The sequence below is a fragment of the Methylobacterium sp. 17Sr1-1 genome, from assembly GCF_003173775.1.
In the GTDB taxonomy this organism is placed as follows: Bacteria; Pseudomonadota; Alphaproteobacteria; order Rhizobiales; family Beijerinckiaceae; genus Methylobacterium.
The window spans coordinates 4,567,547-4,593,681 of the sequence record NZ_CP029552.1 but is presented as its reverse complement, the minus strand read 5'-3'; the positions used below and the strand labels follow the sequence as shown (position 1 = coordinate 4,593,681).

The 26,135-nt window shown below is 71.3% G+C and carries 26 protein-coding genes; 5 read left to right on the top strand and 21 right to left on the bottom strand.

All coding sequences use genetic code 11. The features are described 5' to 3' along the window. Window position 1 precedes the first annotated feature (1 nt). A complete protein-coding gene (locus DK412_RS20780; protein WP_109973503.1) occupies window positions 2-1,297 on the top strand; it encodes a LysM peptidoglycan-binding domain-containing protein in 1,296 nt (431 codons plus the stop codon). Between the two features lie 229 nt (window positions 1,298-1,526). Here the strand turns inward: DK412_RS20780 and DK412_RS20775 are convergent, their stop codons facing one another. Then, a complete protein-coding gene (locus DK412_RS20775; RefSeq protein ID WP_162596262.1) occupies window positions 1,527-2,447 on the bottom strand; it encodes a class I SAM-dependent methyltransferase in 921 nt (306 codons plus the stop codon). 243 nt (window positions 2,448-2,690) lie between these two features. On the opposite strand from DK412_RS20775, the gene DK412_RS20770 reads away from it, so the two are divergent. The 3 genes from DK412_RS20770 to pssA all read left to right on the top strand — a co-directional run bounded on the left by DK412_RS20770 (window position 2,691) and on the right by pssA (window position 6,342). Continuing rightward, window positions 2,691-4,631, top strand: coding sequence for an ABC transporter ATP-binding protein/permease (locus DK412_RS20770; RefSeq protein ID WP_109973501.1), 1,941 nt, complete (start codon window positions 2,691-2,693; stop codon window positions 4,629-4,631). A 143-nt stretch (window positions 4,632-4,774) separates the two neighbouring features. Beyond that, window positions 4,775-5,488 (top strand): phosphatidylserine decarboxylase, encoded by a 714-nt coding sequence (locus DK412_RS20765; protein ID WP_109973500.1) that lies wholly within the window; start codon window positions 4,775-4,777, stop codon window positions 5,486-5,488. Between the two features lie 17 nt (window positions 5,489-5,505). Beyond that, window positions 5,506-6,342 carry a CDP-diacylglycerol--serine O-phosphatidyltransferase gene (gene pssA / locus DK412_RS20760; protein WP_109973499.1) on the top strand — a complete coding sequence of 279 codons (837 nt, stop codon included), beginning with the start codon at window positions 5,506-5,508 and terminating at the stop codon, window positions 6,340-6,342. 146 nt (window positions 6,343-6,488) lie between these two features. On the opposite strand, the gene tam is transcribed toward pssA, so the two are convergent. Further along, window positions 6,489-7,262 (bottom strand): trans-aconitate 2-methyltransferase, encoded by a 774-nt coding sequence (gene tam, locus DK412_RS20755; protein WP_109973498.1) that lies wholly within the window; start codon window positions 7,260-7,262, stop codon window positions 6,489-6,491. Window positions 7,263-7,345: 83 nt separating this feature from the next. Between tam and mscL the strand changes: the two genes are divergently transcribed. Then, a complete protein-coding gene (gene mscL / locus DK412_RS20750; protein WP_109973497.1) occupies window positions 7,346-7,756 on the top strand; it encodes a large conductance mechanosensitive channel protein MscL in 411 nt (136 codons plus the stop codon). Window positions 7,757-7,870: 114 nt separating this feature from the next. Here mscL and DK412_RS20745 read toward each other — a convergent pair whose 3' ends face one another. The 19 genes from DK412_RS20745 to DK412_RS20655 all read right to left on the bottom strand — a co-directional run bounded on the left by DK412_RS20745 (window position 7,871) and on the right by DK412_RS20655 (window position 26,068). Further along, window positions 7,871-8,125 carry a hypothetical protein gene (locus DK412_RS20745; RefSeq protein ID WP_093568538.1) on the bottom strand — a complete coding sequence of 85 codons (255 nt, stop codon included), beginning with the start codon at window positions 8,123-8,125 and terminating at the stop codon, window positions 7,871-7,873. Between the two features lie 231 nt (window positions 8,126-8,356). Continuing rightward, window positions 8,357-8,767, bottom strand: a complete 411-nt coding sequence (locus DK412_RS20740; protein ID WP_093568537.1) for a DUF1236 domain-containing protein — start codon at window positions 8,765-8,767, stop codon at window positions 8,357-8,359. Between the two features lie 140 nt (window positions 8,768-8,907). Further along, the gene (locus tag DK412_RS20735) at window positions 8,908-9,645 is read right to left on the bottom strand and encodes a sigma-70 family RNA polymerase sigma factor (RefSeq protein WP_109973496.1); all 738 of its coding nucleotides are present in this window, start codon (window positions 9,643-9,645) and stop codon (window positions 8,908-8,910) included. A gap of 113 nt (window positions 9,646-9,758) precedes the next feature. Next, window positions 9,759-10,550, bottom strand: coding sequence for a class II glutamine amidotransferase (locus tag DK412_RS20730; protein ID WP_109973495.1), 792 nt, complete (start codon window positions 10,548-10,550; stop codon window positions 9,759-9,761). 45 nt (window positions 10,551-10,595) lie between these two features. Beyond that, on the bottom strand, window positions 10,596-10,895 hold the full coding sequence (locus DK412_RS20725; protein WP_245447145.1) for an oxidase: 300 nt from the start codon (window positions 10,893-10,895) through the stop codon (window positions 10,596-10,598). An 11-nt stretch (window positions 10,896-10,906) separates the two neighbouring features. Further along, window positions 10,907-11,569, bottom strand: coding sequence for a cytochrome c oxidase subunit 3 (locus DK412_RS20720; protein WP_245447143.1), 663 nt, complete (start codon window positions 11,567-11,569; stop codon window positions 10,907-10,909). Next, entirely contained in the window at window positions 11,566-13,242 is a 1,677-nt protein-coding gene (locus tag DK412_RS20715) for a cbb3-type cytochrome c oxidase subunit I (RefSeq protein ID WP_109973493.1), read from the bottom strand. The genes DK412_RS20720 and DK412_RS20715 overlap by 4 nt, the downstream gene beginning before the upstream one ends. After that, a complete protein-coding gene (coxB, locus tag DK412_RS20710; protein WP_109973492.1) occupies window positions 13,239-14,222 on the bottom strand; it encodes a cytochrome c oxidase subunit II in 984 nt (327 codons plus the stop codon). Before coxB ends, DK412_RS20715 begins: the two co-directional genes overlap by 4 nt. Next, complete coding sequence (locus DK412_RS20705) at window positions 14,219-14,755, bottom strand: hypothetical protein (RefSeq protein WP_204165411.1); 537 nt, start codon at window positions 14,753-14,755, stop codon at window positions 14,219-14,221. Before DK412_RS20705 ends, coxB begins: the two co-directional genes overlap by 4 nt. Then, complete coding sequence (locus tag DK412_RS20700; protein WP_109973491.1) at window positions 14,752-15,810, bottom strand: hypothetical protein; 1,059 nt, start codon at window positions 15,808-15,810, stop codon at window positions 14,752-14,754. Before DK412_RS20700 ends, DK412_RS20705 begins: the two co-directional genes overlap by 4 nt. After that, window positions 15,807-16,301: a cytochrome c gene (locus DK412_RS20695; protein ID WP_109973490.1), complete on the bottom strand. Its 495-nt coding sequence runs from the start codon at window positions 16,299-16,301 to the stop codon at window positions 15,807-15,809. Before DK412_RS20695 ends, DK412_RS20700 begins: the two co-directional genes overlap by 4 nt. Window positions 16,302-16,660: 359 nt before the next feature. Beyond that, complete coding sequence (locus DK412_RS20690) at window positions 16,661-18,643, bottom strand: quinol:electron acceptor oxidoreductase subunit ActD (protein WP_109973489.1); 1,983 nt, start codon at window positions 18,641-18,643, stop codon at window positions 16,661-16,663. Then, the gene (locus tag DK412_RS20685) at window positions 18,640-21,615 is read right to left on the bottom strand and encodes a TAT-variant-translocated molybdopterin oxidoreductase (RefSeq protein ID WP_109973488.1); all 2,976 of its coding nucleotides are present in this window, start codon (window positions 21,613-21,615) and stop codon (window positions 18,640-18,642) included. Before DK412_RS20685 ends, DK412_RS20690 begins: the two co-directional genes overlap by 4 nt. After that, on the bottom strand, window positions 21,612-22,271 hold the full coding sequence (locus DK412_RS20680) for a cytochrome c3 family protein (RefSeq protein WP_109973487.1): 660 nt from the start codon (window positions 22,269-22,271) through the stop codon (window positions 21,612-21,614). Before DK412_RS20680 ends, DK412_RS20685 begins: the two co-directional genes overlap by 4 nt. Window positions 22,272-22,456: 185 nt before the next feature. Next, a complete protein-coding gene (locus DK412_RS20675; protein ID WP_280953994.1) occupies window positions 22,457-22,882 on the bottom strand; it encodes a GNAT family N-acetyltransferase in 426 nt (141 codons plus the stop codon). Window positions 22,883-22,953: 71 nt separating this feature from the next. Continuing rightward, window positions 22,954-23,574 (bottom strand): PRC-barrel domain-containing protein, encoded by a 621-nt coding sequence (locus DK412_RS20670; protein WP_109973485.1) that lies wholly within the window; start codon window positions 23,572-23,574, stop codon window positions 22,954-22,956. A gap of 297 nt (window positions 23,575-23,871) precedes the next feature. Then, window positions 23,872-24,246, bottom strand: a complete 375-nt coding sequence (locus DK412_RS20665) for a hypothetical protein (RefSeq protein WP_109973484.1) — start codon at window positions 24,244-24,246, stop codon at window positions 23,872-23,874. Then, window positions 24,243-24,899 carry a methionine biosynthesis protein MetW gene (gene metW, locus DK412_RS20660; protein WP_109973483.1) on the bottom strand — a complete coding sequence of 219 codons (657 nt, stop codon included), beginning with the start codon at window positions 24,897-24,899 and terminating at the stop codon, window positions 24,243-24,245. Before metW ends, DK412_RS20665 begins: the two co-directional genes overlap by 4 nt. Further along, window positions 24,896-26,068: a homoserine O-acetyltransferase gene (locus DK412_RS20655; RefSeq protein WP_109973482.1), complete on the bottom strand. Its 1,173-nt coding sequence runs from the start codon at window positions 26,066-26,068 to the stop codon at window positions 24,896-24,898. The genes metW and DK412_RS20655 overlap by 4 nt, the downstream gene beginning before the upstream one ends. Window positions 26,069-26,135: the final 67 nt, after the last annotated feature.

Here is a 26,135-nt window from a genome sequence, read left to right as displayed (position 1 = left end):
CATGACGACGGAGTTGCGGGCGAGCGAGTTGCGCAGGGGAATCGTCCTCGCGGCCGTCGGCCTCGTCGCCGGCTTCGTGCTCATCGGCGTCGCGGCGAGCGGCACGCGGCTGTTCTCGCTCGACACGCCGGAGGAGACGGGGCCGCATCCGGGCACGACCGCGCCGGCGCCGGCCGTGACGCCCCTCGCCGCCCTGCCGGCGAAGCCCGACCTGCCCGCCGCGGCGGGGGACGCGCCGTCCTTCGACGTCCTCCGGGTCGAGCCCGACGGGGCGAGCGTGCTCGCCGGGCGCAGCCGGCCCGGGGCCGAGATCGAGGTGCTGCGCGACGGCCAGCCCTTCGCCCGCACCCGGGCCGACGAGGCCGGCAACTTCGCCCTGGTGCCGCCGTCCCTGCCGCCCGGCAGCCACGAGATCACCCTGCGCAGCACCGCGGCGGACGGCGCCACGGCCTCGAGCCGGGCCAGCGCCGTGGTGGTGGTGGCCGAGGACCGCCGCACCAAGCCCCTCGTCGCCGTGACGGTGCCCGGCCAGCCGACCGCGGTGCTCTCGCTGCCGGAGCCCGCCAAGGTCGAAACCGCCAAGGTCGAAACCGCCAAGGCCGAGACCAGGCCCCCGGCCGGCCCCCAGCCGGTCAAGGTCGTCGGCGTCGATGCCGAGCCCGGCGGGCGGCTCTACGTCACCGCGCAGGGAGCGCCCAGGGCGGACCTGCGGCTCTACCTCAACGACACGCTGGTGGCGCCCGGCCAGGCGGGGCCGGACGGCCGGGTCGCCTTCACGATCGGGCGCGGGGTCAAGCCCGGCGACTACCGGGTGCGGATCGACCAGGTCGATCCCGCCACCGGCTCGGTCAAGACCCGCGCCGAGACCGCCTTCGCGGTGCCGCCGAATCTCGGGCCGGCCGTCACCGGCGCGGCCGAGGTGCCGGCGCGCCAGCCCCTGATGCGCGGCGCGGCGGCGAGCGGCCCCGTGGTCGCGGTGGCGCCCTCCGCCGCCGTTCCGCCCGCGGGCGCGACGGCCACGGCCCTGGCCCCCGCCGGGGCGCCGGGCGCGGAGGCGGCGCAGAGTCCCGCCGAAGCCGGCACGGTGTTCGTGCCCGGCATCAGCACCGCGAAGGTCATCCGCGGCGACAACCTGTGGAGCATCAGCCGCCGGGCCTACGGCAAGGGCCTGCGCTACACGGTGATCTTCGACGCCAACCAGCGCCAGATCCGCGACCCGAACCGGATCTATCCCGGCCAGGTCTTCGTGCTGCCGGGCGAGGGGCCGCAGGCGCGGGAGCCGGAGAGCCGCGGGTGAGAGCCTGTTCGACTGAACGGACAGCATCGTCACCCTCCTCGTCATCCTGGGGCGAGGCTTGCCGAGAACCCGGGATCCATAACCGCTGACGGTGCCTGGAAAGGCGGGCAGCGTTCCGCTTCGTCCTGAAACGTCGGCGGTTATCGATCCCGGGTTCCGCTGCGCGGCTCCAGGATGACATGGAGGCTTTGAGAGCTTTATCGAACAGGCGCCCAGCCGCCCGACTGCCTCAGCCCGCCCGCTGGATCAGCGTCGCGTCGAGGAGGTTGTCGAAGCCACGCTCCTTGAGGCCGATCACCAGGGCGTCGTTCCGCTCCTCGACCACCCGCATCAGCCAGGACGGCGCCGCGAAGCTGCCGCCGTAGCTCTGGCCGTAGAGCTTCGTCCAGCTCCGCACCTCGGTGTAGCCGAAGCCGTGCCGGGCGTAGTCGCTCTCCAGCACGCGCAGGCGGTGCGAAGCCTTCTTCCCTCCGACCAGCGCCAGGGCCGCCCGCCACCAGCGCTGGGGCACCAGCCCCGCGTCGCGGTCCTGCACGCCTGCGAGCGCAGCCCAGTTGCGCCCGGCCGAGGTCAGGACCAGCACGCCGCCGGGGGCGAGCGCGTCGATCATCACGTTCACCGCCCGGGCGAAGAGCGGCGCGTCGAAATGCGTGACCAGCGAGCCGACGAAGATCAGGTCGTAGGCGCCGGGCAGGGGGGCGGAGAAGTCCTTGCTGCTCTTGATCTCGGTCACGCCGAATTGCGCGACCACGTCCGCCACCTTGCGGGCGTCGAGGTCGGCGACCGCGATCTCGGCCTCGGGGAAGAATTTGACCAGGTGGCGCGTCACCCGCCCGCCGCCGCAGGGCAGGTCGAGGATGCGCCTCGGATCGGTGCGCCCGGTCAGGAGCATCGCCTCGGTGATCAGGCGCAGGGCCGAGAGCCCGACATGGCGGTAATGCGCCCGGCCCTCCGGCGTGTCGACCAGCATGTCGTCGTGGGTCGAGACCGCCGGATCGACGGTCGCGGTCTCGTAGCGGCGCCAGCGCGCGAGGCAGCGTTCGAGCACGGCAGCCGTCGCATCCCCGCCCCAGGACGGTGGCGCGTGCACGGGCAGCAGGGCCGGCCCGGGGCGCGGGCGCCGAACATCGCGGGAGGACGGGAGCAGCATGGACGATCCGGGCGTGACGAAAGGGGAGGGGACGCGCGAGGCCGGCGCGGCCGGAATGCCGCCGTTCTAGGCGGGTTTCCGCGACGTGTCGCGCGGGTTTCCGCCGTCGAAGAGCCGGCAAGTCGAAGAGCCCGTCGCCGAGGCCGGGACGGCCCCGCCGCAGGTCCGGGCCGCGTCGGGCGCGCTGTCCCGTCGTTCGGTCATGGCCTATATGCGGCGCGAAAATCCGTCCGGAACCGGCCCTTGTCCACTGATCCGAACTCCCCGGCCGAGCCCGAGCGGCCCGGCCTCGTCGCCACCTACCGCCGCCTGTGGCCCTATCTCTGGCCCCACGGCCGGCCCGACCTGCAGCGCCGCGTCTTCGTCGCCTTCGGCCTCCTGCTCGTCGCCAAGGTGGTCACCCTGGCGATGCCGTTCACCTTCAAGTGGGCGACCGACGCCCTGGTGGCGGTGGTGGGAGGCAAGGAAGAATCGGTCCCGACCGGGATCTGGGCCGCGCCGGCCCTGATGATCGGGCTCTACGGCGCCACCCGGATCGCCATGGCGCTCCTGACCCAGGTCCGCGACGGGCTGTTCGCCAAGGTGGCGATGCACGCGGTGCGGCGCCTGGCGCTCCAGACCTTCCGGCACATGCACCAATTGTCCCTGCGCTTCCACCTCGAGCGCAAGACGGGCGGCCTGACCCGGGTGCTGGAGCGCGGGCGCAACGGCATCGAGGAACTCTCGCGATTGATGGTGCTGACGCTTGTACCGACCATCGTCGAGTTCCTGCTCGTGCTCGGTACGCTCGCCTACGAGTTCAGCCTCTCCTATTCCCTCGTCGTGCTGGTGATGGTGGCGGCCTATCTCGGCTACACCTACAAGGCCACGGAGTGGCGCATCGCCATCCGCCGGCGGATGAACGATTCCGACACCGACGCCAACACCAAGGCGGTCGATTCGCTGCTCAACTACGAGACGGTGAAGTATTTCGGCGCGGAAAGGCGCGAGACCGAGCGATACGACCAGTCGATGGCACGCTACGAGAAGGCCTCGACCCAGACCTACGTCTCGCTCGCGGTACTCAATGCCGGTCAGGCGGTGATCTTCACGATTGGCATGAGCGTGGTGATGTGGCTGGCGGCCCGAGACATCATGGCCGGGCGGGCGACGATCGGCGGCTTCGTGTTGGTCAACACCATGCTGGTGCAGCTCTCGATGCCGCTCAACTTCATGGGCATGATCTACCGCGAGATCAAGCAGGCCCTGATCGACATCGACGACATGTTCAAGATCCTGCACCGCAACCCGGAGATCGCCGACCGGCCGGGCGCGGCCCCGCTCGCGATCGCCGACGCGGTGGTGCGGTTCGAGGACGTGCACTTCGCCTACGTGCCGGAGCGGCCGATCCTGCGCGGCATCAGCTTCACGGTGCCGGCCGGCCGCACGGTCGCGATCGTCGGGCCGTCCGGGGCCGGAAAATCCACCCTGTCGCGCCTGCTGTTCCGGTTCTACGAGCCGCAATCGGGACGCATCACGATCGACGGGCAGGACATCGCGGCCGTCCAGCAGGACAGCTTGCGCGCCGCGATCGGCATGGTGCCGCAGGACACGGTGCTGTTCAACGACACGATCGGCTACAACGTCCGTTACGGCCGCTGGGAGGCCTCCGAGGAGGAGGTGCGCGAGGCGGCCCGCCTCGCCCAGATCGACCGCTTCATCGCCGCCCTGCCGGAGGGCTACGACACCCCGGTCGGCGAGCGCGGCCTGAAGCTCTCGGGCGGCGAGAAGCAGCGCGTCGCCATCGCCCGCACCATCCTGAAGGGACCGCCGATCCTCGTCCTCGACGAGGCGACCTCGGCCCTCGATTCCTTCACCGAGCGCGAGATCCAGGACGCCCTCGACCGGGTCAGCCGCGGCCGCACCACCCTCGTCATCGCCCACCGCCTCTCGACCGTGGTCGGCGCCGACGAGATCATCGTCCTCGACCAGGGCCGCATCGCCGAGCGCGGCACCCATCTGGCGCTGCTCGCCCAGGGTGGTGTCTACGCGGCGATGTGGAACCGTCAGCGCGAGGCGGATGCGGCCCGCGAGGCGCTGAAGCGCGCGGAGGCGGAAGAAGGAACGAGCCTGCGCACGCATCTGGAGCCGGGGGAGATCCCTGGTCCGGTGGCGAAGGCGCCCGAGCCCGCCGCGGTGTCGTGAGGCGATTCGCGCCGATCCGGCGCGCGGGGCGCGCCCCGCGCCGATCTGACAATTGACGTGAAGCCATGCGCCTGCCATCCGCGGGCGCAGAGACCGGCGCGCTCGCGACCGGCGAGACGGCCCGAGGACGCATCCGAGGACTCATGACCGACCTGTTCGAGACGATCCGCCGCGTACTGGTGCCGATCCACAAGGAGGGCTATCCCTTCATCGCGATCGGCATCGTGCTGACGGTGCTCGCCGGCACCTTCGTGCAGTTCCTCGGCTGGATCTTCTTCATCCTGACGCTGTGGGTCTGCTACTTCTTCCGCGACCCCGAGCGGATCGTGCCGGTCGGCGACGGCCTGGTGATCTCGCCGGCAGACGGGCGGGTGAACCTGATCAGCACCGTGCTGCCGCCCTCCGAGCTCGACCTGCCGTCGGTGCCGATGCTGCGGATCTCGGTGTTCATGAACGTGTTCGACTGCCACGTGAACCGGGTGCCGGTCACGGGCCGCATCGACCAGGTCCACTACACCCCGGGCCTCTTCCTCAATGCCGAGCTCGACAAGGCGAGCGAGGACAACGAGCGCAACGGCCTCGTCATCGAGACGCGCCAGAACGGCGAGCCGGTGCGGATCGGCGTGGTGCAGATCGCCGGCCTCGTCGCACGCCGCATCGTCGACTGGGTCAAGCCCGGCGACGACCTCACCGTCGGCGACCGCTTCGGCCTGATCCGCTTCGGCTCCCGGGTCGACGTCTACCTGCCGGCGGGCACCCGGGTGCTGGTCGGCCTCGGCCAGAAGGCGGTGGCCGGCGAGACCGTGCTCGCCGACCTGCGCGGGACCGGCCCGGTGCGGCAGTTCCGCCGCACCTGACAGGGGAGGGACCCGCCATGGACGACCTCTTCCCGCCCTTCGCGCCGGAGCCGAACGAGCCCAAACCGCGCCGGTTCAAGCCGGTGCCGGTGCGGATGATCATTCCCAACATGATCACCCTGATGGCGGTCTGCCTCGGGCTCACCGCCGTGCGCTTCGGCTTCGAGGGCAAGTTCGAGCCGGCGGTGATCGCGATCATCGCCGCCGCGGTGCTCGACGGTGTCGACGGGCGGGTGGCGCGGCTGCTCAAGGGCACCTCGCGCTTCGGCGCCGAACTCGACTCCCTCGCCGACTTCGTCAATTTCGGCTGCGCCCCGGCGCTGATCCTCTACAGCTTCGTGCTGCACAACCTGAAGCAGCTCGGCTGGATCGTCGCCCTGATCTTCGCCATCGCGATGGCCCTGCGCCTCGCCCGCTTCAACGTGATGCTGGACGATCCCAACCGGCCGGAATGGAAGAAGGACTTCTTCGTCGGCATGCCGGCCCCGGCCGGTGCGCTGACGGTGATGCTGCCGCTCTACCTGCATTTCCTCGGCTTCGAGATGGCGCCCGGCCTCGCGCCGGTGGCGCTGATCTACACGCTGGTGATCGCTCTCCTCGTGATCTCCACGGTGCCGACCTTCTCGGGCAAGACCGTCGGCAAGCGGGTGCCGCGGGAATACGTGCTGCCGATCTTCGTCGTGACGGTGGCGGCGTTCGGGCTCCTGATCAGCTTCCCGTTCGAGATCCTGGCGCTGCTCAGCCTCGGCTATCTCGTGGCGATCCCGATCGGTGCCAACCAGTACCGGCGCAAGCTCAAGACGGAGGCGGCGCAAGGCCCCGCGCTCCCGAGCGACGAGGCGCCGGCGGGCTGAGAGCCCGTGAATCGTTCAGGTCCATCACTCCGGCACATCCGCCGACATCTCTCCGTGTCATCCCGGGTTCCGCTACGCGGCCCCGGGATGACACGGAGGATTTCATGTCGGTCGTAGGATCCCGACCCGGGCGATCAGGCGCCGGGTCAGGCCCGCCGCGCCACGATGAAGAGCCTCGGAAACGGCAGCAGCACCCGCCCGTCACCTTGCGCCGGATAGGCCCGGCGCAACGCCTCCTCGTAGCGGGCGAGGTACTCGGCCCGCTGCTTCGGGTCCAGGGGCCCCAGGAACGGCCGCAGACCCGTGGAGCGCACCCACTCGACGATGCCGCGGTGCCCTTGCAGCGGATGGACGTAGGCCGTGCGCCACAGATCGACCGTGCAGCCCGTCCGCGACAGCCACGCATCGTAATCCTGGAACGAGCCGAGCGCGGTGCGGGCGCCGGCCGCGCCGGCGAGCGCCTCGCGGAACGGCGCCTCTTGCGCCACCTCGCGCATCAGCCGGTGCGACGGCTCGTCGAGGTTGTCCGGCATCTGCACGGCGAGGCAGCCGCCCGGCGCCAGGAAGCCGGCGAGGCGCGGCAGCAGGCGGGCATGGTCCGGCAGCCATTGCAGCACGGCGTTGGCGAAGATCAGGTCGGGCTTTTCGTCCGGCTCCCAGGCGGCGAGGTCGGCCTCGACGAAGGTGAGGTCCGGGAGCGTGCGGCGCGCCTCCTCCAGCATCGCGGGCGAGGAATCGAGGCCGGTGATCGTGGCTGTCGGGAAGCGTGCCGCCAGGAGCGCCGTGCTGTTGCCGGGCCCGCAGCCGAGATCGACCGCCCGGGCGGGGGCGGAGAGCGGCACCCGCGCCAGCAGGTCGGCGGCCGGCCGCGTGCGCTCGTCAGCGAATTTCAGGTACTGGCCCGCATCCCAATCCGCCATCGGACGACTCCCCCTCGGGCGATCGCGCCCCAGCTTCGCTGTGTGAGCGGTCGCGCCGACCGGCGCCTGCGAGGAGACCCGACATGCTCGAGGAATTCAAGAAGTTCGCCCTGCGCGGCAACGTCGTCGACCTCGCGGTCGGCGTGGTGATCGGCGCGGCCTTCGGGGCCATCGTCACCTCGCTGGTGCAGGACGTCATCATGCCGACGGTGGGGGCGATCACCGGCGGGCTCGATTTCTCGAACTACTACCTGCCCCTCTCCTCGAAGGTGCAGACCGGCCTCGCTTATGCCGAGGCCAAGAAGCAGGGCGCGGTGATCGGCTACGGCCAGTTCGTCACCGTGGCGCTCAACTTCGTGATCGTCGCCTTCGTGCTGTTCCTGGTGATCCGCGGCATGAACCAGCTGGTCCGGCGCGAGGAGGTGGCGAAGGAGGATCCGGCCGACGTGAAGATCCTGACGGAGATCCGGGATCTGCTGGCGGCGCGGCGGTAAGGCAGGGAGGGATAGGGTCGACTTCCGGCCCTGCACGTCATCCCGGGTTCCGCTTCCGCGGCTCCGGGATGACGCGGAGGGTGTTGAATCGGTCGATCGAACTCACGGGTGCGCTCACCGCTTCCCAGGCAGGTCGCCCAGGATATCCTTGAGCGCGCCCTCCACCGCCTCGCGGCCGGTGTCGTGGGCCTTCAGGCGGCCTTCGAGGCGGCGCAACTGGGGCGTGAATTCCGGCGGCAGGCTCGGGTCGCCGAGGTAGTCCGGCTTCGCGGCCTCGGCGTTGTAGGCCGAGCGGAGCTGCTGGCCGAGGTGCTCGCGCACCGGCGGGGGCAGCGCGGCGTCATGGTTCTCGTACGGGTCGGAGGGCATCGGAGTCCGTATCGCTAAGGTTTCGTCGCGCTCTGGCAAGACCATTCGCGCCATCACCTAAGTAGAACGACGATGGGCCCGGTTTTGTTGCAGGAATCGAGGCGGCACCCAGCGAGGAACGGTATGCCCCGGCAACGAAAAAGCCCCGGCACGAGGCCGGGGCTTTTCCGAGGTTGGGAACCGCGCCGCCCGGGGGGGCGGCGCGCTGGCAAACCTCAGTCGATGAAAGTTTTAGTCGATGACCTGCACGATGCGGCGGGTGCCCGGATCGACCAGCACGACGCGGTCGTTGACCACGGTGTAGCGGCGGCCACGGATGCCGTAGTCGGACGGGACCTCGTAGTAGCTCACGCCCGAGGAGGGCAGCACGGTGCCGACGCGGACGTCGCCGTCCCAGTCGTACGAGCGGTGCTGGCGCACGGCGTAGGAGCGGAAGCGGGGACGGTCGTCGACGCCGAGCAGGCCGCCGACGGCACCCGTCGCCGCACCCACGGCACCGCCGACGATCGCGCCGACCGGGCCGGCGGCATCCGCGCCGTCCTCGGCACCGCGCTGGGCGCCACCGATCAGGCCCTGCGCATGGGCGGCCATCGGCAGGGAGAGGGCGAGAGCAGCAGCGGCCAGGAAGGTCTTGGTCTTCATCGGGTCGATCTCCGTTTCGTCCAGTCCACCCCGCCGAGCGGGGTAGCTCTTCGGGGGTGGTAACGTCGCCGTGGGCGAAACGGTTCAATCGATCCGGCCGAAAAATTTGCCCTGAACCCCGCAGGAGTAACGGGCGCGAATCATGCGTCCTTCGGCATCGCCGACTGGATCAGCCGGTCGGTGCCGAGATCTTCCTCGTCGTAGCCGAGAAGCTCCGCCAGGCGGCCGCGGGCGCGGCTGACGCGGCTCTTCACCGTGCCCACCTTGCAGCCCATGATCGCCGCCGCCTCCTCGTAGGAGACGCCCTCGGCGCCGACGAGCACCAGGGCCTCGCGCTGGTCCGGCGGCAGCTTGGCGAGCGCGCTCTGCAGGTCCTCGACGTCGAGCCGGTCGCCCTGGTGCGGCGCGGTGGCGAGCCTCGCGGCGTAGGAGCCGTCCTGGTCCTCGACCTCGCGCACCCGCTTGCGGTGATCGGAGTAGAAGATGTTGCGCAGGATGGTGAACAGCCAGGCGTTCAGGTTGGTGCCGGCCTGGAACCGGGCCCGGTGCTGCCAGCCCTTGAGCAACGTGTCCTGCACCAGGTCGTCGGCGCGGGCCGGGTTGCTGGTGAGGGACAGCGCGAAGGCGCGCAGGGACGGCACCGCCTGCAGCAGCCCGTCGCGGAATTCCGGCAGGACGACCTCGCCCTGCGCCTTCAGCGCCGCCTCCAGGCGGGCGACCAGCTCGGCGAACCGGTTGTCCGGATCCTCGTCGCCCAGGGCCTCGTAGGTGGCCCGGAGCTGGGTGCCGAGATGCGACCGGATGCTGGCCGACAGGCCGGGGCGGTCTTCCGCCGACGGATTCGGGGCCGACGGATTCGGGGCAATGTCTCGCGTCATGGCTCTCGCGTCTGCCTGCCTACAGGAAGATGGGCCCGGGGGCCGCGACCGGAAAGGGCGAGCTTAGCGAGAAACCGACCGGAACCGATAGGGCCCCGGCGTCACGGGGTGCGTCAACCGCCCGCGCCGGCCCCGGTCTCGTCCCCGTCCGGCACGCCGAGGCGGAAGGCCAGCACCTCGCCCGGCGCGAGGTCGGTCCAGTTCTCGTCGCGGGTGAGCGGGCGGGTCGCCACCACGGTCACGATGTCGTCGGGCGTGGTTTCTTCCGCGAAATCCACCCGCCAATCCTCGTCGATCAGCGTCGCGGTGCCGAACGGCGCCCGGCGGGTCAGGGTGCAGAGCCGCTTGCCGCAATGGGCGTAGAGGGTGCGGCTGTCGGAGAGCAGCATGTTGAACACCCCGAGCCCGTGCAATTCGCCGCAGAGCTCCCGCACCGCCCCGTCGAGGCGGGTGGGTTTGGGCAGCGTGCTCCAGCGCTCTTCGAGCGCCCCCAGCATCCAGCAGAAGGCGTGCTCGCTGTCGGTGGTGCCGACGGGCTTGAAGCGGCCGAGCTTCAGCCGCTTCACCCCCTTGAGCTGGCCGTTATGCGCGAAGGTGAAGGTGCGGCCCCACAATTCGCGGCTGAACGGATGGGTGTTCTCCAGCGTCACCCGGCCGCGATTGGCCCGGCGGACATGGGCGATCACGATCCGGCTCTTGATCGGGTATTGCCGCAACAGCCGGGCGATCTCGGAGCGCGCGCTCGGCTCCGGATCGTGAAAGCTGCGGCAGCCGCGGCCTTCATAGAACGAGATGCCCCAGCCGTCCTGATGCGGCCCGGTCTCGCCTCCCCGGCGCGCGAGGCCGGCGAAGCTGAAGCGGATGTCGGTCGGGACGTTGGCGCTCATGCCGAGCAATTCGCACATGGCGAGGATTATAGGGCTCTGGCGGTGAGCGGGGAGTGAACGCGCCTACCCTCGGGAGAGGTAATCCACCAGCGTCATCGCGAACAGGATGCCGACCCAGAAGAAGCCGATGCCGGCAAACAGCTTCACCAGCGGCGGCTCGTGGCGGACCTCCATCGAGACCAGGAGGATCGTCGCCACCATCGCGGCGGCGACGAGCAGCTCGACGACCCAGACATGCGGGAAGGGGAGGGTGGCGCCTAAGCCTACGTTGATCCCGAGCATCACCAGGAGCGCGCCCGCCGTCAGGACCGGCTCGCGCATGTGCCGCCAGAGGATGCGGCGCTCGTCGCTGGTGCCGAACACGCGTGTGCCTCCTACCGGTTGAGCACGTAGAGGGTCGGGAAGGCGAGGATCCAGATCAGGTCGATGAAGTGCCAGTAGAGCCCGAAGATCTCGATCCGGTTCTGGTGCTGGCTCAAGAAGCCCGGCCGGCTCGCCTGCCAGGTCATCACCAGGAGGATGGTGATGCCGGTGAGAAGGTGCAGGCCGTGCAGCGAGGTCGCGACGTAGTACAGGTTCACGAACAGTCGCGAGGGCGGCGAGTCCTTCAGCTCGTAGGGCCGGTCGGACAGGAACGGCATCATGTGCTCGTGGTAGTCGGCGTAGTACTCGTAGCCCTTGAGCACGAGGAACAGCGTGCCGAGCGCGGCGGTGGCGAGCATGAACCGGACCATGCCGCGCTGCCAGCCGAGGCGCGAGAGCTGGATCGCCCCCGACATGGTCAGGCTGGAGCCGATCAGCACCACGGTGTTGACCGCGCCGATCCAGAATTTGAGGTGGCGCGCCGCCTCCTGGATCGCCTCCGGGTGGAGCAGGCGCAGGATCAAGGCCGTGAGGAACAGTCCGGCGAAGAGCAGCAGCTCGGTCAGCAGCCAGGCCCACATCCCGAGCACGGCGGCGCGCTTCTGCTGCTCGACCGTGGCGAAATGCGAGACGAGCTTGACGCCCACCTGTGTCTCGGTGGCGCCGGCGCTCACGAGTGCTGCCTCCCGGTCTCGCGGGCCTGGATCGGATAGTCGTAGGGGATTTTCGGGGCCTGCGGCTCGGTGAGGAAGTTGTGCGCCGGCGGCGGCGAGGCCACGGTCCATTCGAGGCCGCGGGCGTCCCAGGGGTTGGCCGGCGCCCGCTTCCCGAACCAGATCGAGTAGACGAGGTAGACCATCGGGAAGATGTAGCCGACCGCCAGGATGGTCGAGCCCGCCGAGGACAGGATGTTGAGGAACTGGAATTCCGGCGGATAGACGTGGTAGCGCCGCGGCATCCCGAGATAGCCGAGGATGAATTGCGGAAAGAAGGTGACGTTAAAGCCGATGAAGATCAGGAAGGCGGAGATCCGGCCCCAGGCCTCGTTGTACATCCGCCCGGTGATCTTCGGCCACCAGAAGTGCAGGCCGCCGAGGAAGGCGAGCACCGTGCCGCCGACCATGATGTAGTGGAAATGGGCCACGACGAAGTAGGTGGCGTGGACGTGCTGGTTGATGGCGAGCGTCGCGAGGTAGAGCCCGGTGAGGCCGCCGAGCACGAACAGCCCGATATAGCCCATGGCATAGAGCATCGGCGTGTCGAGCTTGAGCGAGCCCTTGTGGATCGTCGCGGTCCAGTTGTAGACCTTGACCGCCGAGGGCACGGCGACGGCGAAGCTGAGCACCGAGAACGCCACGCTGGCGAAGTCGCTCTGCCCGTTGACGAACATGTGGTGGCCCCAGACGAAGAAGGTCACCGAGGCGAGCCCGATCGCCGCGTAGGCGACGAACTTGTAGCCGAAGAGCTTCTTCTGCGCGAAGGCCGGGACGATCTCCGAGATCACCCCCATGCCCGGCAGGACCATGATGTAGACCGCCGGGTGCGAGTAGAACCAGAACAGGTGCTGGAACAGCACCGGGTCGCCGCCATAGGCCGGATCGAACACCCCGATGTGGAAGGCGCGCTCGGCGATGAGCAGGATCAGCGCTACGGTGATGACCGGGGTGGCGAGCAGGAAGATCAGGCTGGTGGCGTAGTGGGTCCAGACGAAGATCGGCAGCCGGAACCAGGTCATGCCCGGCGCCCGCATGGTGTGGATCGTCACCACGAAGTTGAGGCCGGTCAGGATCGACGAGAAGCCCACGATGGTGACGCCGATCAGCGCCGGCACCACCCAGGTGTTCGAGAAGGCGGTGGAGAGCGGCGTGTAGAAGGTCCAGCCGGTATCGACGCCGCCTAAGACCACGCTCGCCAGCGTGAACAGCGCGCCGGTCATGAACACGTACCAGGAGGCGAGGTTCAGCTTCGGGAAGGCGAGGTCCCGCGCCCCGATCATCAGCGGGATCAGGAAGTTGCCGAAGGTGGCGGGGATACTGGGGATCAGGAAGAACCACACCATCACGACCCCGTGGATCGTGAACAGCTTGTTGTAGGTGTCGTTGGTGAAGACCTGCCCGTCCGGCACGACGAGCGCCAGGCGCACCAGACCGGCCGTCACCGCGCCGATGACGAAGAAGGCGGTGATGCTGGCGAGATACAGCAGCGCGATGCGCTTGTGGTCGGTGGTGAAGAACCACGAGCGCAGGGTGTGCTCGGCATGCAGGTAGTCGGCCCCGTGGCCGAGGCGGGAATCCGGGGTGTGGGGGTCGCGCAGGGCCGGCCCGTCGGTGATGGTGCCGCTCGTCATTGAACCGGACCTCCTGGAGTCGCTTCCTGCTGCGCCGTCGCGCCCGAACTCTTCAGGTAGGCGAGGAGACGGTCGAGGTCGTCGTTCGGGATCACGTTGCGGAAGGCCGGCATGACTTGGCGGTAGTCGGCGGCGAGCTTCTGCCGGTTCGGGTTCAGGATCTTGTCGCGGAGATACGTCTCGTCGGCCGTCACGGTGCGACCGTCGGCGAGCTTGACCTCGCGGCCGTAGAGGCCGGCCAGCGCGGGCGCCCGCACCTTGGCGCCGGGATCGTGGCAATTGCCGCAGCCGTAGGATTCGTAGACGACGCGGCCGGCCCCGGCCTGGCCGCCCTGGTTGGCGCCGGCATTCTGGAGCCAGGCGGCGTAGTCGGCCTGGGTCATCAGGGTGAGGTTGCCGTCCATCTTCGAGTGGTCGGTGCCGCAATATTCCGAGCAGTACAGCCGGTAGCTCCCGGTACGGTCGGCCTTGAACCACAGCTCGGTGTAGCGGTCCGGCAGGGTCGCCATCTGCATCCGCAGTGCCGGAAGGTAGAGGTTGTGGATCACGTCCTGACTGATCATCCGGATCTTGATCGGCTGGCCGATCGGCAGGTGCAGGTCGTTGATCTCGGACTGGCCGGTGGGATGCTGGAACTTCCACATCCATTGCCGGCCGATCGCCTCGACCACCATGGCGTCGCCCGGCGCCTGCTTCGAGACGAAGAACAGCCGGGCGCCCCAGACGAAGAAGATCAGGGTGAGCAGGAACGGGATCAGCATCCAGCTGATCTCGATGAGCACGCTGCGGGTGTTGCCGTGGCTGCGGTCGGCCTCCTCGCCCTGACGGTAGCGGATCGCGAACCACGTGATGGCGACGAAGACCGGCACCGTGAGCAGCAGCGTCAGGACCGTGAAGGCGAGGATCAGCCAGTCGGTTTCGACCGCGGTGGCGGAGGCCGCCGCCGGCCAGAGCTGGAGCGCGAGGTCGGTCGGGTTCATCGAACGGGGGCTCCGCCCTCGGGCGGGAGGGACGCAGCGGGGTCGAGCGCAGAGGAGTCCAGGGCGAAGGGGTCCAGGGATTTGCCGGCGATCAGCCGCATCGCGCGCGCGACCGGGATGCGGGCGCGCCCGTCGGGGAGGGTGGCGTAGGTGGTCGTCTGCATCGTGTCCCGCGCCTCCTGGCGGGCGAGGTCCTCGTAGGGCGCGCCCTGGAGGTTGGGCGGCGGCGGCTGCACACGGGCGGTCTGCTGCGGGGTGAGGCGCGGCGTATCGGCGACGTGCCAGGCGCCGAACAGGTGCATCATCAGCCCCACCGCCGCGATCGCGGTGGCGACGGAGGCCGCCAGCCCCGCCACCACGACGGCGGTGCGGCGGACGTCGACATCCTCCTCCTCGAACCCTTCCGGGTTGTGCGGGCCGTGATCGGGCTCGGGTGGCACTGGCGGCTTGAGGCCGGAGAGGCGCAGGAGCCCCGCTGCCGCGACGGCCGAGAGGAGGGCGAAGGGGCCGGGCCGGGTGATCGAATCGCTCACGACGCGTGCCCCCTCAGGCGGCGGTCGACCGGGCCGTAGAGGCCGCCGGCGACCCCCACCACCCCGATCAGCGCGAGCGCGTCGGCCCAGGTGAAGCGGAAGGCGCCGCGGAAGCCCGGCGTGACGAGCCAGAAGATCTCGGCCCCGTGCAGCAGCAGGATCAGGAGGGCGATGCCGGCCAGCAAAGCCGGCCGGCCGGCGGTGCGGCGGGGCACGAGCACCAGGACCGCCAGCACCGTCACGCCGACCGCCGCCCAGAGGCCGAGGCGGCCGAGCGCCCCGTCGCGGGCGAGGTACCAGCGCGCCTCCTCGGGGAGGTTGGCCGACCACACGGTGAGGTACTGCGCGGCGTGAACGAAGCCCCAGATCGCCAGGAGCACCAGGATCGGGTCGGCGAAGGCGGCGGCGGTGCGCTGGTCGCGCCCCGGCCGGCCGGAGGAGTCGCGCGCCGCGATGAGCGCCGCCGCCGAGAGGGCCAGGCCCGCCTGGATCGTCATCACCAGGAGACCAAAGGCCGTCGAGGCGAGGCCGGGATCGGCCGATTGCACCCAATCCTCCGCCGCCAGCGTCGCCGTGACGGTGGTGAGGACCAGCCCGAGGACGGCCCGGCTGTACCGCCGCGCCGCCGCCGGGCTGCCGGGTTCGGCGGCCGGGCGCCGGAAGACGTCGGCGAGCCAGAGCCAGATCGCCAGATAGGCGAGGCTGCGCAGGATGAAGAAGACGGGGGTGAACCACACGGCCGCGAAGGCTGTGCGCGGCGGCACGCCGCGGTCCCAGGGGTAGAGGCCGCCGAGGCTGAGCAGCACCGGCAGCAGCAGCAGGCCGGCGATCGGCAGGAGGCCGAGCAGGCGGCGCAACGAGGCGGCCATCGGGCCGGCGGCGAAGCCCGCGAGTTCGAGCCCCATCAGCAGCGGCAGGGCGCCGACCGGGAACGACACCAGCACCAGCCAGGCGGCGAGATAGGACGGCATCACCGGGGTACCGGAGACGCCGGCGAGCGCGCAGACCGCGAGCGCCGCCACGCCGAGGGCGAGCGAGATCGGGCGGCGGCTCATCGGGTGTCTCCCGCCTTGGTGCGGCGCGAGGCGGCCGCGACCGCATCCTGATCCTCCGCCGGCAGGCTCGCCAGCGTCGCGCCCTGGCTCAGCTGGAGCGCGCGGAGATAGGCGACGATCGCCCAGCGGTCGGCCGGCGGCACCTGCGCGGCGTAGGGGAGCATGTTGCCTTTGCCGTTGCTGATCACGTCGTAGAAGTGTTGCGCGGGTGCGGCGCGCAGGCGGGCGTCGTCGAAGGCGGGCGGGCGCGGGTAGCCGCGCTGCACGATCAGCCCGTCGCCGTGGCCGGCGCCGCCGTGGCAGGGGGTGCAGAACACGTCGTAGCGCTCCTGGCCCCGCGCCAGCAGCTCCGGGCTCGCGGCGGCCGGCTGCGGCACCGGCCGGTCGGGGCTCTTGCGCGCCACGGTGCCGGGGGGCGGCAGCCGCATCGTCTGCTTCTCGGGAAAGAACGGGTTGCTGTCCCAGGTCTTCGCCTTGGGCTGGCTCACCATGTTGGCCTGGTCGCAGGCGGCGAGGGCAAGGGGGAGCAGAAGGGCGAGGCAAAGCCGGGTCGGCCGGCGACGCGGCGCCCGCCGGACCGGCGAAGTGCCGACAGCAAAGCCGTGCCCCGCGACCGGTTTTCGTGCCCTCTCCGCCCTTTCCCGGACGACTGGAGCGACAGCGGAAGGAGATCCGGGATCCAGCGTAAGAAGTCGCGAAGCGTCCGTGCCTCTGCAACGGTGCAGCATGGAGAGCCGCTTCGCGGCGAGTCCCTGCGCTGGATCCCGGATCTCCTTCCGCTTCGCTGCAGTCGTCCGGGAAAGGGGGAGATCGATGATCGGCCTCAGGCGATCGATGACAGGACGGCGCGTCACAGCGGCACCCTCCGGACCATCAGGGGCCGTCCGTCCGGCAGCCGCGCCAGGGCCTGCTCGATCCGGGCCGGGTCGAAGCGGGGGCCCGCCGCCTCGAGCGCGAGGAAGAAGCGGTCCTCGCTGGCGCGGGAGAAGCCCGGAATCGCGAAGGCCGGGTGGTTGAGCCGGGGCAGGCGGTTCTGGAACAGCAGCGCCAGCAGGGCCGTCAGGCCGCCGCACAGCGTGCCGAAGGACACGCTCGGCACCAGGAAGGCCTGCCAGGAGAAGCGCGGCCGGCCGCCGACGTCGAACACGTAGTCGAACCCGGTGGCGTAGAGGCACAGCGCCATGAAGGCGATGCCGCCCATGAGCGCCGCCCCGAGGGCGAGGAGCGGCAGGATCCCGGCCGGGCGGCCGAGCGCGTCGGCGGCGCGGCGCATCGGCACCGGGCCGTAGGTCTCGATCCGGGCGCCGAAGTCGCGCGCCCTCATGGCCTTCACGGCGGCTGCCAGCGTCCCGGCATCGTCGAACTCGGCGCTGACGCCCCAGAGCGGGGCCTCCGCCGTCTCGGCGGGGGTCGGCGCCCGCTCGCCGCTCGGCTGCCCGTCGGGGTGGCTCTCGGCGAAGCGCCGCGTCTCGGTGATCGAGACCATCGGCAGGGTGCGCAAGCCGAGGAGCAGCAGGGCGAGGAAGAGGCCGATCGAACCGGCGAGGGTCGCGAGCCCCCAGGCCCCCATGCTGTAGGGATGGGCCGAGGAGGGCAGGAAATCGTGGCTCAGGGTCACGATCAGCAGCATGAAATGGTCGCCGAAGCTGCCGATCGCCGCCGCCACGCCGACGAGCGCCACGACGAGGCCGGAGCGGCGGAACGCCCCGAACCAGAACAGCTGCACCGGCAAGAGGGCGAAGACCACGATGATCCAGAACGCCCAGGCATGGGAGCCGGAGAGGCGGCGCACCAGCACGCCCCTGTCGTAGGCGTCGCCGTGCAGGAGGCTGGAGAAGATCTCGGTGGCGTAGCAATAGGCCGAGGCGAGGCCGAGGCTCAGCATCAGGCGGGCCATCAGGGCGAGGTGGCGCTCGGTGATCAGCGCCTCGAGGTGGAGCGCCCGGCGCACCAGCACGCAGAGGGCCGCGGTGACGCCGACGCCCGAGAGCAGCGAGGCGGCGAGGAACGTCACCGGCAGCAGCGTGTCGTGCCAGCCCGGCAGGACGGTGCCGGCGAGCATCACCGAGGCCCCGGTCTGGAGCGAGACCACGAGGACGAGGGCGAGGCCCGAGAGGGTGCGGGTGGCCATGAGCCAGCGCTCCCAGTGGGTCGAGGCCCCGCGCCAGCCGAGCGCCAGGATGCCGTAGGCCTGCGCCTTCAGGAGCGTCAGGCGCCGGCTGCGGCCGCGCGCCTCGACCTCCGCCAGGACCGCCCCGAAGGCGCGGTCGCGTAAGGAGGCGAGGTCGGGCAGGAGCCCGACATACCACAGGCTCAGACAGACCCCGAGGAAGCTGATGATGTCGACCGCGTCCCAGACCAGCGGCGAGCGGAATTGCGGCCACAAAGCCAGGGTGTTGGGGTAGGGCAGGGTCCAGTAGAACACCCAGGGCCGCCCGAGATGGATGATCGGGTAGAGGGCGGCGGCCGCCGCGGCCAGGATCGCGGTGGTCTCGGCGATGCGGTCGACCCCTGAGCGCCAGGCGGCGCCGGTGAGGCGCAAGGTGGCGGAGGTGAGGAGCGCCCCGCAGGCGATGCCGATCCACCAGTCATAGGCGACGATGTCGAGCGCCCAGACGACCGGGTTGTTGTTGTGCCAGATGCCGACGCCGTTGATGAGCAGCCAGGCGAGCGCCGCCGCGAAGACCCCGAGGAGCCCGCAGGCCCCCGCGAAGGCGATCCACCACGCCCGCGAGCGGGTGCGGGCCGGCGCCTCGGTGACCGCGCGGCCGATCGAGGCGAAGTCCTCGTCCCGGCCGAGCAGGCCGGCACGGGGGATCGTCGTGCCGCTCACAAGGCGCCCCCTGCTTTTGCGGAGGCCTGCTCGACCAGCCGGGCGAGGTAGGTGGTGCGCGGCCGGGTGTTGAGCTCGGAGAGCAGCCCGTAATTGCGCGGATCGGCGGCCGCCGCCGCGACCCGGCTGCCGGAATCGCGCAGGTCGCCGAAGGTGATGGCGCGGGTCGGGCAGGCGCCCTGGCAGGCGGTCTCGACCGCGCCGTCGGGGATCGGGGCGTGGTCGCCCTTCGTCGAATCGATCCGCCCTGCTGCGATGCGCTGGACGCAGTAGGTGCACTTCTCCATCACGCCGCGGGCCCGGACCGTCACCTCCGGATTGCGCTGCTGCTGCTGCACCGGCGCCGTGTCGCCGGAATAGTCGAGGTAGTTGAAGCGCCGCACCTTGTAGGGGCAGTAGCTGGAGCAGGCGCGCGTGCCGACGCAGCGGTTGTAGACCATGAGGTTCAGCCCCTCGCGGTCGTGGACCGTGGCTTCAACCGGGCAGCCGACCTCGCAGGGCGCCTGCTCGCAATGCATGCAGGGCACCGGCATGAAGTGGGTTTTGGGATCGTCGAGCCCACCCTCGTAGTAGCGGTCGATCCGGAGCCAGTGCAGCCAGCGGCCGAGAGCGACCTCCTCCTTGCCGACGATCGGGATGTTGTTCTCGGACTGGCAGGCGGTGACGCAGGCGTTGCAGCCGATGCAGGCATCGAGGTCGATCACCATGCCCCAGGCGCGCTCTGTGTCGTAGCGCCCGCCGGGCGAGGTCGGGGCCGGCGGGTAGAGCGAGGGCGGCGTCTCGCGGGAGGCGACCGGCGCGGTGCTGCCGACCGCCTGCACCCGCACGAAGTCGTGCCCCTCCATCGTGCCGTGGTTCTGCGTCGTCACCGGGGGCGCCTTGCGGCCGGTGGCAGCGAGCGTCGCCTCCGCGAGGCGCCAGGGCGTGGCGCTGCGGCGCAGAGGATAGGCGTCGTAGCCGAGCCCGTCGGCGAGCTGCTCTGGAATCCGGCGGCCGTAGCCGAGGAAGACCGTGACGGCCTCGTCGGCCTGGCCCGGCTGGATCCAGACCGGCCCCTCGATCCGCCGCCCCTCGGCCTCCAGGGTGACGACGTCGCCCTGTTTCAACGCCTCGCGCTCGGCCAGCAGGGGGCTCACCGCGATCACGTTGCCCCACACCACCTTGGTCAGGGGTTTGGGGAGTTCCTGGAGCCAGGCGAGGTTGGCGAGGCTCCCGTCCCACACGGTCGCGTCGGGCCGGAACAGGACCTCGACCCGCCGGGCGGGACCGGCCGGCGACGGGGCGGGGCGGGCGGGGGCGATCACGGCCGGGAGCGGCGCACCGACGGTCTCGGGCGGGAAGGCGGTGTCGGCGAGGAAGCCCGCCTGCAGGAAGGCCTCCCGCCGGGTCGTCCAGGCGGCATCAGACTCGTCCGGCCGGCGCCAATGGGCGTCGAGGAGGGCGGCGCCGTCCTTGGCTTCGGCGTCGGTCAGGATCGACAGCACCTCCGGACCCGAGCGGCCGTCGTAGAGCGGGCGCACCGTCGGCTGGATCAGCGTCACCGTGCCGTCCAGCGAGCGGGCATCGCCCCAGGCTTCGAGCGGGTGGGCGAGCGGCAGGTTCCAGTCGCAGTGGAAGGCGGTCTCGTCCTGGTAGAGCCCGGCATGGATCTTGAGCGGCACGCGGGCGAGCGCCTCGAGGAAGCCGAGGTCGCCCGGTGCCTCGTAGACCGGGTTGACGTCGAGCATCACCAGCACCTGCACCTCGCCCCGGCGCATCGCCTCGGTGAGCGCGCCCAGGGGCTCGGGGTCGAGGACCGGGACCGGGGCGGTGTGGAAGACCGTGCGGCCGATATTGCCGAGCGCCGCGTTGAGCCGGTGGACCTGCGCCAGCAGCTCCGGCCCGGCCTGGGCGCCGGCGAGCACGAGGCCGCTGCCGCGGGCCGCGTTCAGCGCCGCGAAGGCCTTGGCTCGCCACGCGGCGGCCGGGCCGTCGCGCTCCTCCGCCGTGCCGCTGCCGGCCTCGGCGAGGAGGTCGCGCACCAGCCGGTCGAGGCCGTCCGAACCGAGGGCGAGGGGGGCGTCTGCCTTGGCCGAGGTCAGGTTCGGGCTCGGGCCGGCATGGTGGAGGGCGAGCAGGCGCCCCTCGGCGGCAGCCCCGCGGCGCGCCTCGATCCAGTCCCGCGCCAGACCGACCTGGCCCGGCCCGGGATCGAGCAGGTCGCCGTCGAGCGAGACCACGACCCGCGCCCGGTCGAAGCGCCAGCGGGTCTCGAGCGGGCGGCCATGGGCGAGGCGGGCGCCCTCGTAGAGCGCTTCGCGCCCGGTCGGGGCCGAGACGTGCCAGCGCAGGCCCGGAAAATCCCGGCGCATCGCGGAAATTTGCGCCGCCAGCGACGGCGAGGTCACCGGGCCGGTGACGAGGTGGAGGCCGCGCCCACCATCACTCGCCTTCAGGGCCGCGAAGCGCCCGGTCATCGCGGCGCGGAACGCCTGCCAGGAGCTCGGCCGGCCGAGATGCTGCGGCGCCTGGAGCCGGAACGGGTCGTAGAGCCCGAGCACAGAGGCCTGCCCGAACACGTCGGTGCCGCCGCGGCTCCAGGGATGCTCGGCATTGCCCTCGATCTTGAGCGGGCGGCCGTTGCGGGTGGTGACCGTGATGCCGTTGGCGAAGCCGTCGATGAGCGCCGCCGAGGCGTAGGCCAGCGGCGCCCCCGGCACGATCCGCTCGGGCTGGCGGACGTAGGGGATTTCCTGCGCGCGCCCGTCCGGCTGGCCGCAGGCGGCGAGCCCGCTCATCGCGAAGGAGGCGGCCATCAGCTTGAGGAAGCCGCGCCGGTCGGGCGCGGCGGCCAGCCGCGCGGCGGCCGGGTACTCGGTGTCGAGGAAGGCCCGGAACTCGGGCGAATCCGCCACCGCGTCGAGGCTGCGCCAGAAGGCCGGGCCGTCGCCGGCGGCGAGGCGGGCGCGGAGCGCGCCGATGTCGTCACTCATCGGTGGCAGATCCCGCATTCGGTCAGCCGCTCGCCGCCGCGGATATGGTACTGGCGCACCAGCTCCGGCCCGAGCGTCGCCTGGTTCGCCGGCGGGCTCCAGGACATGTTCAGGATCTGGTCCTTCGGCCGCACGTATTTCTCGGGGTTGCGGTGGCAATCGAGGCAGAAGCTCATCTCGAAGGCGTTGGCCCGGTAGGTGAGCTGCATGTCGGTGACGCTGCCGTGGCAGGTCGAGCAGCCGATGCCGTTGGTCACGTGGACCGAGTGGTTGTAGTAGACGTAGCCCGGCAGCTTGTTCAGGCGGGTCCAGACCAGGGGCTGGTCCTTGGCGTAGCTCGCCCGCACCGGTTCCAGCATCTCCGAGCCGGACCAGATCTGCCCGTGGCAGGTCATGCAGGTCTGGGTCGGCGGGATGCCGGCGGTGGCCTGGGTCTCGACCGTGGTGTGGCAGTAGCGGCAGTCGATCTTCAGCTCGCCCGAATGGTGCTTGTGGCTGAACGGCACCGGCTGGGCCGGCGCCACCCCGACGCCGGTGACGTAGGAGGAGTGCACCAGCCCGGCCCCCACCACCGGCAGGGCCGCGAGGCAGGCCGCAAGCGTGAGGAGCGCGAGGCGCAGGAGGGCGTCGGCGCCCGGCGCGAAGAGCTGGCGCACGGCGTCAGGCCCCGGCCACGAGACGGGCCGGATCACCGTGTTTCAAGGCGGGGATCACGCTCTGCACGCCGTCCTCGTCATACCGCAGCCTAGTTCGGAACGATGCCGGGCTAGGTGGCGCAGCGCCCGGCCCCGGCCAGGGGCCGCCGAGGCGAGAACGGCCGAATGTCACAGCTGGACGGGCGCTACGCCGGGGTCGTCAGGTCCCGCACCATCAGGGTCGCGCTGCCGTAGCCGGGCGGCGGCGCCTCGGGGATCGGCCGGAAGCCGTGGCGGCGCCAGAAGCCGGCGGCATCGCCGACCGCGACCAGCACCAGCGCGGGCAGGCCGCGCCGCCGGGCCTCGTCCCGCATCAGCCCGACGAGCGCGGCCGCCGCGCCCCGGCCGCGCGCCTCGGGCACCAGGGCGACGTCGTGGATGCACCAGGCGCCCGCCGCCTCCGGCAGGGACCCCAGGAGCGTGTCGAGGTCTGGCACCGACCTTGCGTACCACGGATGGCCGACGGCGTAACCCAGCAGGTCATCGTCGGCCGTCAGCGCGAAGCAGCCCTCCGGGCAGAGGCGCAGGCGCTCGGCCATCACCGCGTCGTCCTCCGGGTAATCCGGGTGGATGCGGGCGGCGATGGCCGAGGCGCCGTCCAGGTCCGACGCCCGCAGCGGGCGCCAGCGGAGATCCGGCTCGGTCAGCGGGCGGCCTCGTAGGTGAAGGTCGGGGCGGCCTGGAGCTGCGCCTTGGTCAGCCGCACCTCGGCCTCCCGCACCGTGCCGTCGGGCCCGGTCGCCAGCACCGTGGCGCGGCCGCGGGGCTCGGGCGCCGCGACCGAGCCGGTGGCCTCGTCGACGGTGCCGCTGCGCTTGGCCGGCACGGCGGCGAGCGCCTGGTCGGCGACCTTGGCGCCCGGCATGGTCTCGGGGCCGGCGCTGTTCGCCGCGGCCTCGCCCGGTGCGCGCTCGGGCGTGGTGTGGGAGGGCGGCGCCTCGGCCGCGGCGGCGCCGGTGTTCCAGGCCAGCTTGTCGAACGGCACGGCCACGGATTTCTGGCCGATGCCGAGGAAGCCGCCGACGCCGATTACCACCGCCCGCACCCGCCCGTCCTCGGTCAGCAGCACGTCCTCGATCTCGCCGACCCGGACGTGGTCCATCCCGATCACCTTCACGCCGACGAGCTTCGAGGCCCGGACGCTGCCGGGCTCCGGCCGAGTCAGGAAGCCCGCCGCCGGATCGGGGGCGGCCGGCTGCTGGGCGAAGGCGGGGGCGGCAGCGAGCAGGGCAGCGAGTAGAAGGGCGCGCGAGAAGGTTGGCATGTCGGGTCTCCGGGCGATGCGGGGCATTCCGGGGAAAATCCGTTTCAAAATCGAGCGCGGGATCCCCTCTCCCGTGTGGGAGAGGGGTAGGGGTGAGGGTGGCTCGGCCTCAGGATAGATCGCCGAGGGTCGAGCCGCGCAGCTCAACCTGCCGTGCTTGATCCTGAACCCGAGCCACCCTCACCCCCGGCCCCTCTCCCAAACGGGAGAGGGGGGGACCCACGCTCTTTCTTTTCCCCGGAAGCCCCGCGAGCGATGGGGGCTTTCAGGCTCTCAACCAAGCCGGAGCGCGACGGTTCACCAGCGCAGGCGGTCCATCAGTCCGCCGACGACGGCCCGCGCCGAGCCTGCTGCGCCGAGCGCCCAGTCCCGTGCCCGGGCGGCGACGCCGCGTGTGGCGCGGGCGCGGGCCTCGGCCTCCTGCGCCGCCAGCATCGCGTGGACATAGGCGTCCTCCTGCGGCTTGCACGCGGCGAGCGCCGCGCGCTGCGCCGCCCGCCGCTCCATCCCGAGGGGCTGGCCGGTGAAGGCCTGCCGCACGCAGGCGTGCCAGCGGGTCTCGAGGACAGCGAGGTCGGCCTCCTCGGCGAGCGCCGGCCCGCAGGCGAGCGCCAGGACGAGCAGCGACGGCGAAGGGGCGCCGGCGGGCCGCCGGCGCCGAGACCTGCTCACCCCCGCCGCAGGAGGAACACCCCCTGCGTGCCGACGAGGTTCCACACCCACCACGGCAGGGCGAAGCGCATCGGGTGGCCCGAGGCGTCGAGCGCCGAGGCACGCTCGATCCGCGCGCCGACGAGGCGGCACAGGCCGACGAAGTCCCGGATGGTGCAGTGGTGGATGTTGGGGGTCGCGTACCAGGGATCGGGCAGGGTGTCGGTCACCGGCATCCGGCCGCGCAGCATCAACTCGCTGCGCACCCGCCAATGGCCGAAATTCGGGAACGACACGATCGCGTGCCGGCCGATCCGCAACAGATGCTCCAGCACCTCCTTGGGCTGGCGCGTCGCCTGGATCGTCTGCGACAGGATCACGTAATCGAAGGCGTCGTCCGGGTAGGCCGCGAGGTCGGTGTCGGCGTCGCCCTGGATCACCGGCAGGCCGTGGGCGAGGCAGGCATTGACGCCCTCGCGCGACAGCTCGATGCCGCGGCCGTCGACGCCGCGCCGGTCGCGCAGGAGCGCGAGCAGGGAGCCGTCGCCGCAGCCGACGTCGAGCACCCGCGAGCCGGGCTCGACGAGGTTGAGCATCACCAAGTGGTCGATGCGGGCGGAGCCGGTGGCGTCCTGCGGCAGGCCCGCGGGGGCGAGGGAAGCGGTGACGTTCACAGGCCGCGCTCCCGGGCCGCGGCCGCGATGAAGCCCTTGGCCGCCGAGATCATCGCCGGCTCGTCGAGCAGGAAGGCGTCGTGGCCCTTGTCGCTCTCGACCTCGACGAAGGCGACCGGCGCCGCCGCGGCGTTGAGCGCGTGGACGATCGCCCGCGAATCGGCGGTCGGAAACAGCCAGTCGGAGGTGAAGGACATGATGCAGAACCGCGTCCGCGTGCCCCGGAAGGCATTGGCGAGCACGCCGCCGTGGTCGGCCGCGAGGTCGAAGTAGTCCATCGCCCGGGTGAGGTAGAGGTAGGCGTTGGCGTCGAAGCGCTCCACGAAGGTGATGCCCTGGTGGCGCAGGTAGCTCTCGATCTGGAAGTCGGCGTCGAAGGAGAAGGTCGGCGCGTCCCGGTCCTGCAGGCGGCGGCCGAACTTGCGGTGGAGGGCCGGCTCCGACAGGTAGGTGATGTGCGCGCCCATCCGGGCGACGCCGAGCCCCTTGGCGGGCCGCGTGCCGACGTCGAGGTAGCGCCCGCCGTGCCAGTTCGGATCCGCCAGGATCGCCTGCCGGCCGACCTCGTGGAAGGCGATGTTCTGGGCCGAGTGGCGCGCGCCCGTGGCGATCGGCATCGCGGCGAAGACCCGCTCGGGGTAGCTCGCCGCCCATTGCAGCACCTGCATCCCGCCCATGGAGCCGCCGATGCACAGGAAGAGGTCCTTGATGCCGAGCCGGTCGAGCAGCATCGCCTGGCCACGCACCATGTCGCGGATCGTCACCAGCGGGAAGTCGAGGCCGTAGGCCCGGCCGGTCGCCGGGTTCAGGGAGGCCGGCCCCGTCGTGCCCATGCAGGAGCCGACGACGTTGGCGCAGATCACGAAGTAGCGGTCGGTGTCGACCGGCTTGCCGGGCCCGACCAGCCGCTCCCACCAGCCGGGCTTGCCGGTCACCGGATGGGTGTTGACGACGTGCTGGTCGCCGGTGAGCGCGTGGCAGACCAGCACCGCGTTGCTGCGCGCCTCGTTGAGCGTGCCGGCGGTCTGGTAGGCGATCTGCCAGGGCGCGAGGTCCATGCCCGCATCCATCGCCAGGGCTTCGTCCGCTCCGAAAAGGGCGACGGGGCTCGTCGGCTCGACCGCCTGGGAGGCGGGATCGACGCCGGGCTTCAGGAGTGGTGTGGCCATGCTTCTCACGGGGCTGTCGCCGGGCGGCGGGCTTGACGAGGCTTTGGCGAAAAATTCCGGAGGCGGT

Bases quoted from the DNA above. Each gene is read 5' to 3' on its own strand.
- DK412_RS20780 (WP_109973503.1), top strand. From the start codon at position 2: ATGACGACGGAGTTGCGGGCGAGCGAGTTGCGCAGGGGAATCGTCCTC.
- DK412_RS20775 (WP_162596262.1), bottom strand. From the start codon at position 2,447: ATGCTGCTCCCGTCCTCCCGCGATGTTCGGCGCCCGCGCCCCGGGCCG.
- DK412_RS20765 (WP_109973500.1), top strand. From the start codon at position 4,775: ATGACCGACCTGTTCGAGACGATCCGCCGCGTACTGGTGCCGATCCAC.
- pssA (WP_109973499.1), top strand. From the start codon at position 5,506: ATGGACGACCTCTTCCCGCCCTTCGCGCCGGAGCCGAACGAGCCCAAA.
- tam (WP_109973498.1), bottom strand. From the start codon at position 7,262: ATGGCGGATTGGGATGCGGGCCAGTACCTGAAATTCGCTGACGAGCGC.
- mscL (WP_109973497.1), top strand. From the start codon at position 7,346: ATGCTCGAGGAATTCAAGAAGTTCGCCCTGCGCGGCAACGTCGTCGAC.
- DK412_RS20745 (WP_093568538.1), bottom strand. From the start codon at position 8,125: ATGCCCTCCGACCCGTACGAGAACCATGACGCCGCGCTGCCCCCGCCG.
- DK412_RS20740 (WP_093568537.1), bottom strand. From the start codon at position 8,767: ATGAAGACCAAGACCTTCCTGGCCGCTGCTGCTCTCGCCCTCTCCCTG.
- DK412_RS20735 (WP_109973496.1), bottom strand. From the start codon at position 9,645: ATGACGCGAGACATTGCCCCGAATCCGTCGGCCCCGAATCCGTCGGCG.
- DK412_RS20730 (WP_109973495.1), bottom strand. From the start codon at position 10,550: ATGTGCGAATTGCTCGGCATGAGCGCCAACGTCCCGACCGACATCCGC.
- DK412_RS20715 (WP_109973493.1), bottom strand. From the start codon at position 13,242: ATGACGAGCGGCACCATCACCGACGGGCCGGCCCTGCGCGACCCCCAC.
- coxB (WP_109973492.1), bottom strand. From the start codon at position 14,222: ATGAACCCGACCGACCTCGCGCTCCAGCTCTGGCCGGCGGCGGCCTCC.
- DK412_RS20700 (WP_109973491.1), bottom strand. From the start codon at position 15,810: ATGAGCCGCCGCCCGATCTCGCTCGCCCTCGGCGTGGCGGCGCTCGCG.
- DK412_RS20695 (WP_109973490.1), bottom strand. From the start codon at position 16,301: ATGGTGAGCCAGCCCAAGGCGAAGACCTGGGACAGCAACCCGTTCTTT.
- DK412_RS20685 (WP_109973488.1), bottom strand. From the start codon at position 21,615: ATGAGTGACGACATCGGCGCGCTCCGCGCCCGCCTCGCCGCCGGCGAC.
- DK412_RS20670 (WP_109973485.1), bottom strand. From the start codon at position 23,574: ATGCCAACCTTCTCGCGCGCCCTTCTACTCGCTGCCCTGCTCGCTGCC.
- DK412_RS20655 (WP_109973482.1), bottom strand. From the start codon at position 26,068: ATGGCCACACCACTCCTGAAGCCCGGCGTCGATCCCGCCTCCCAGGCG.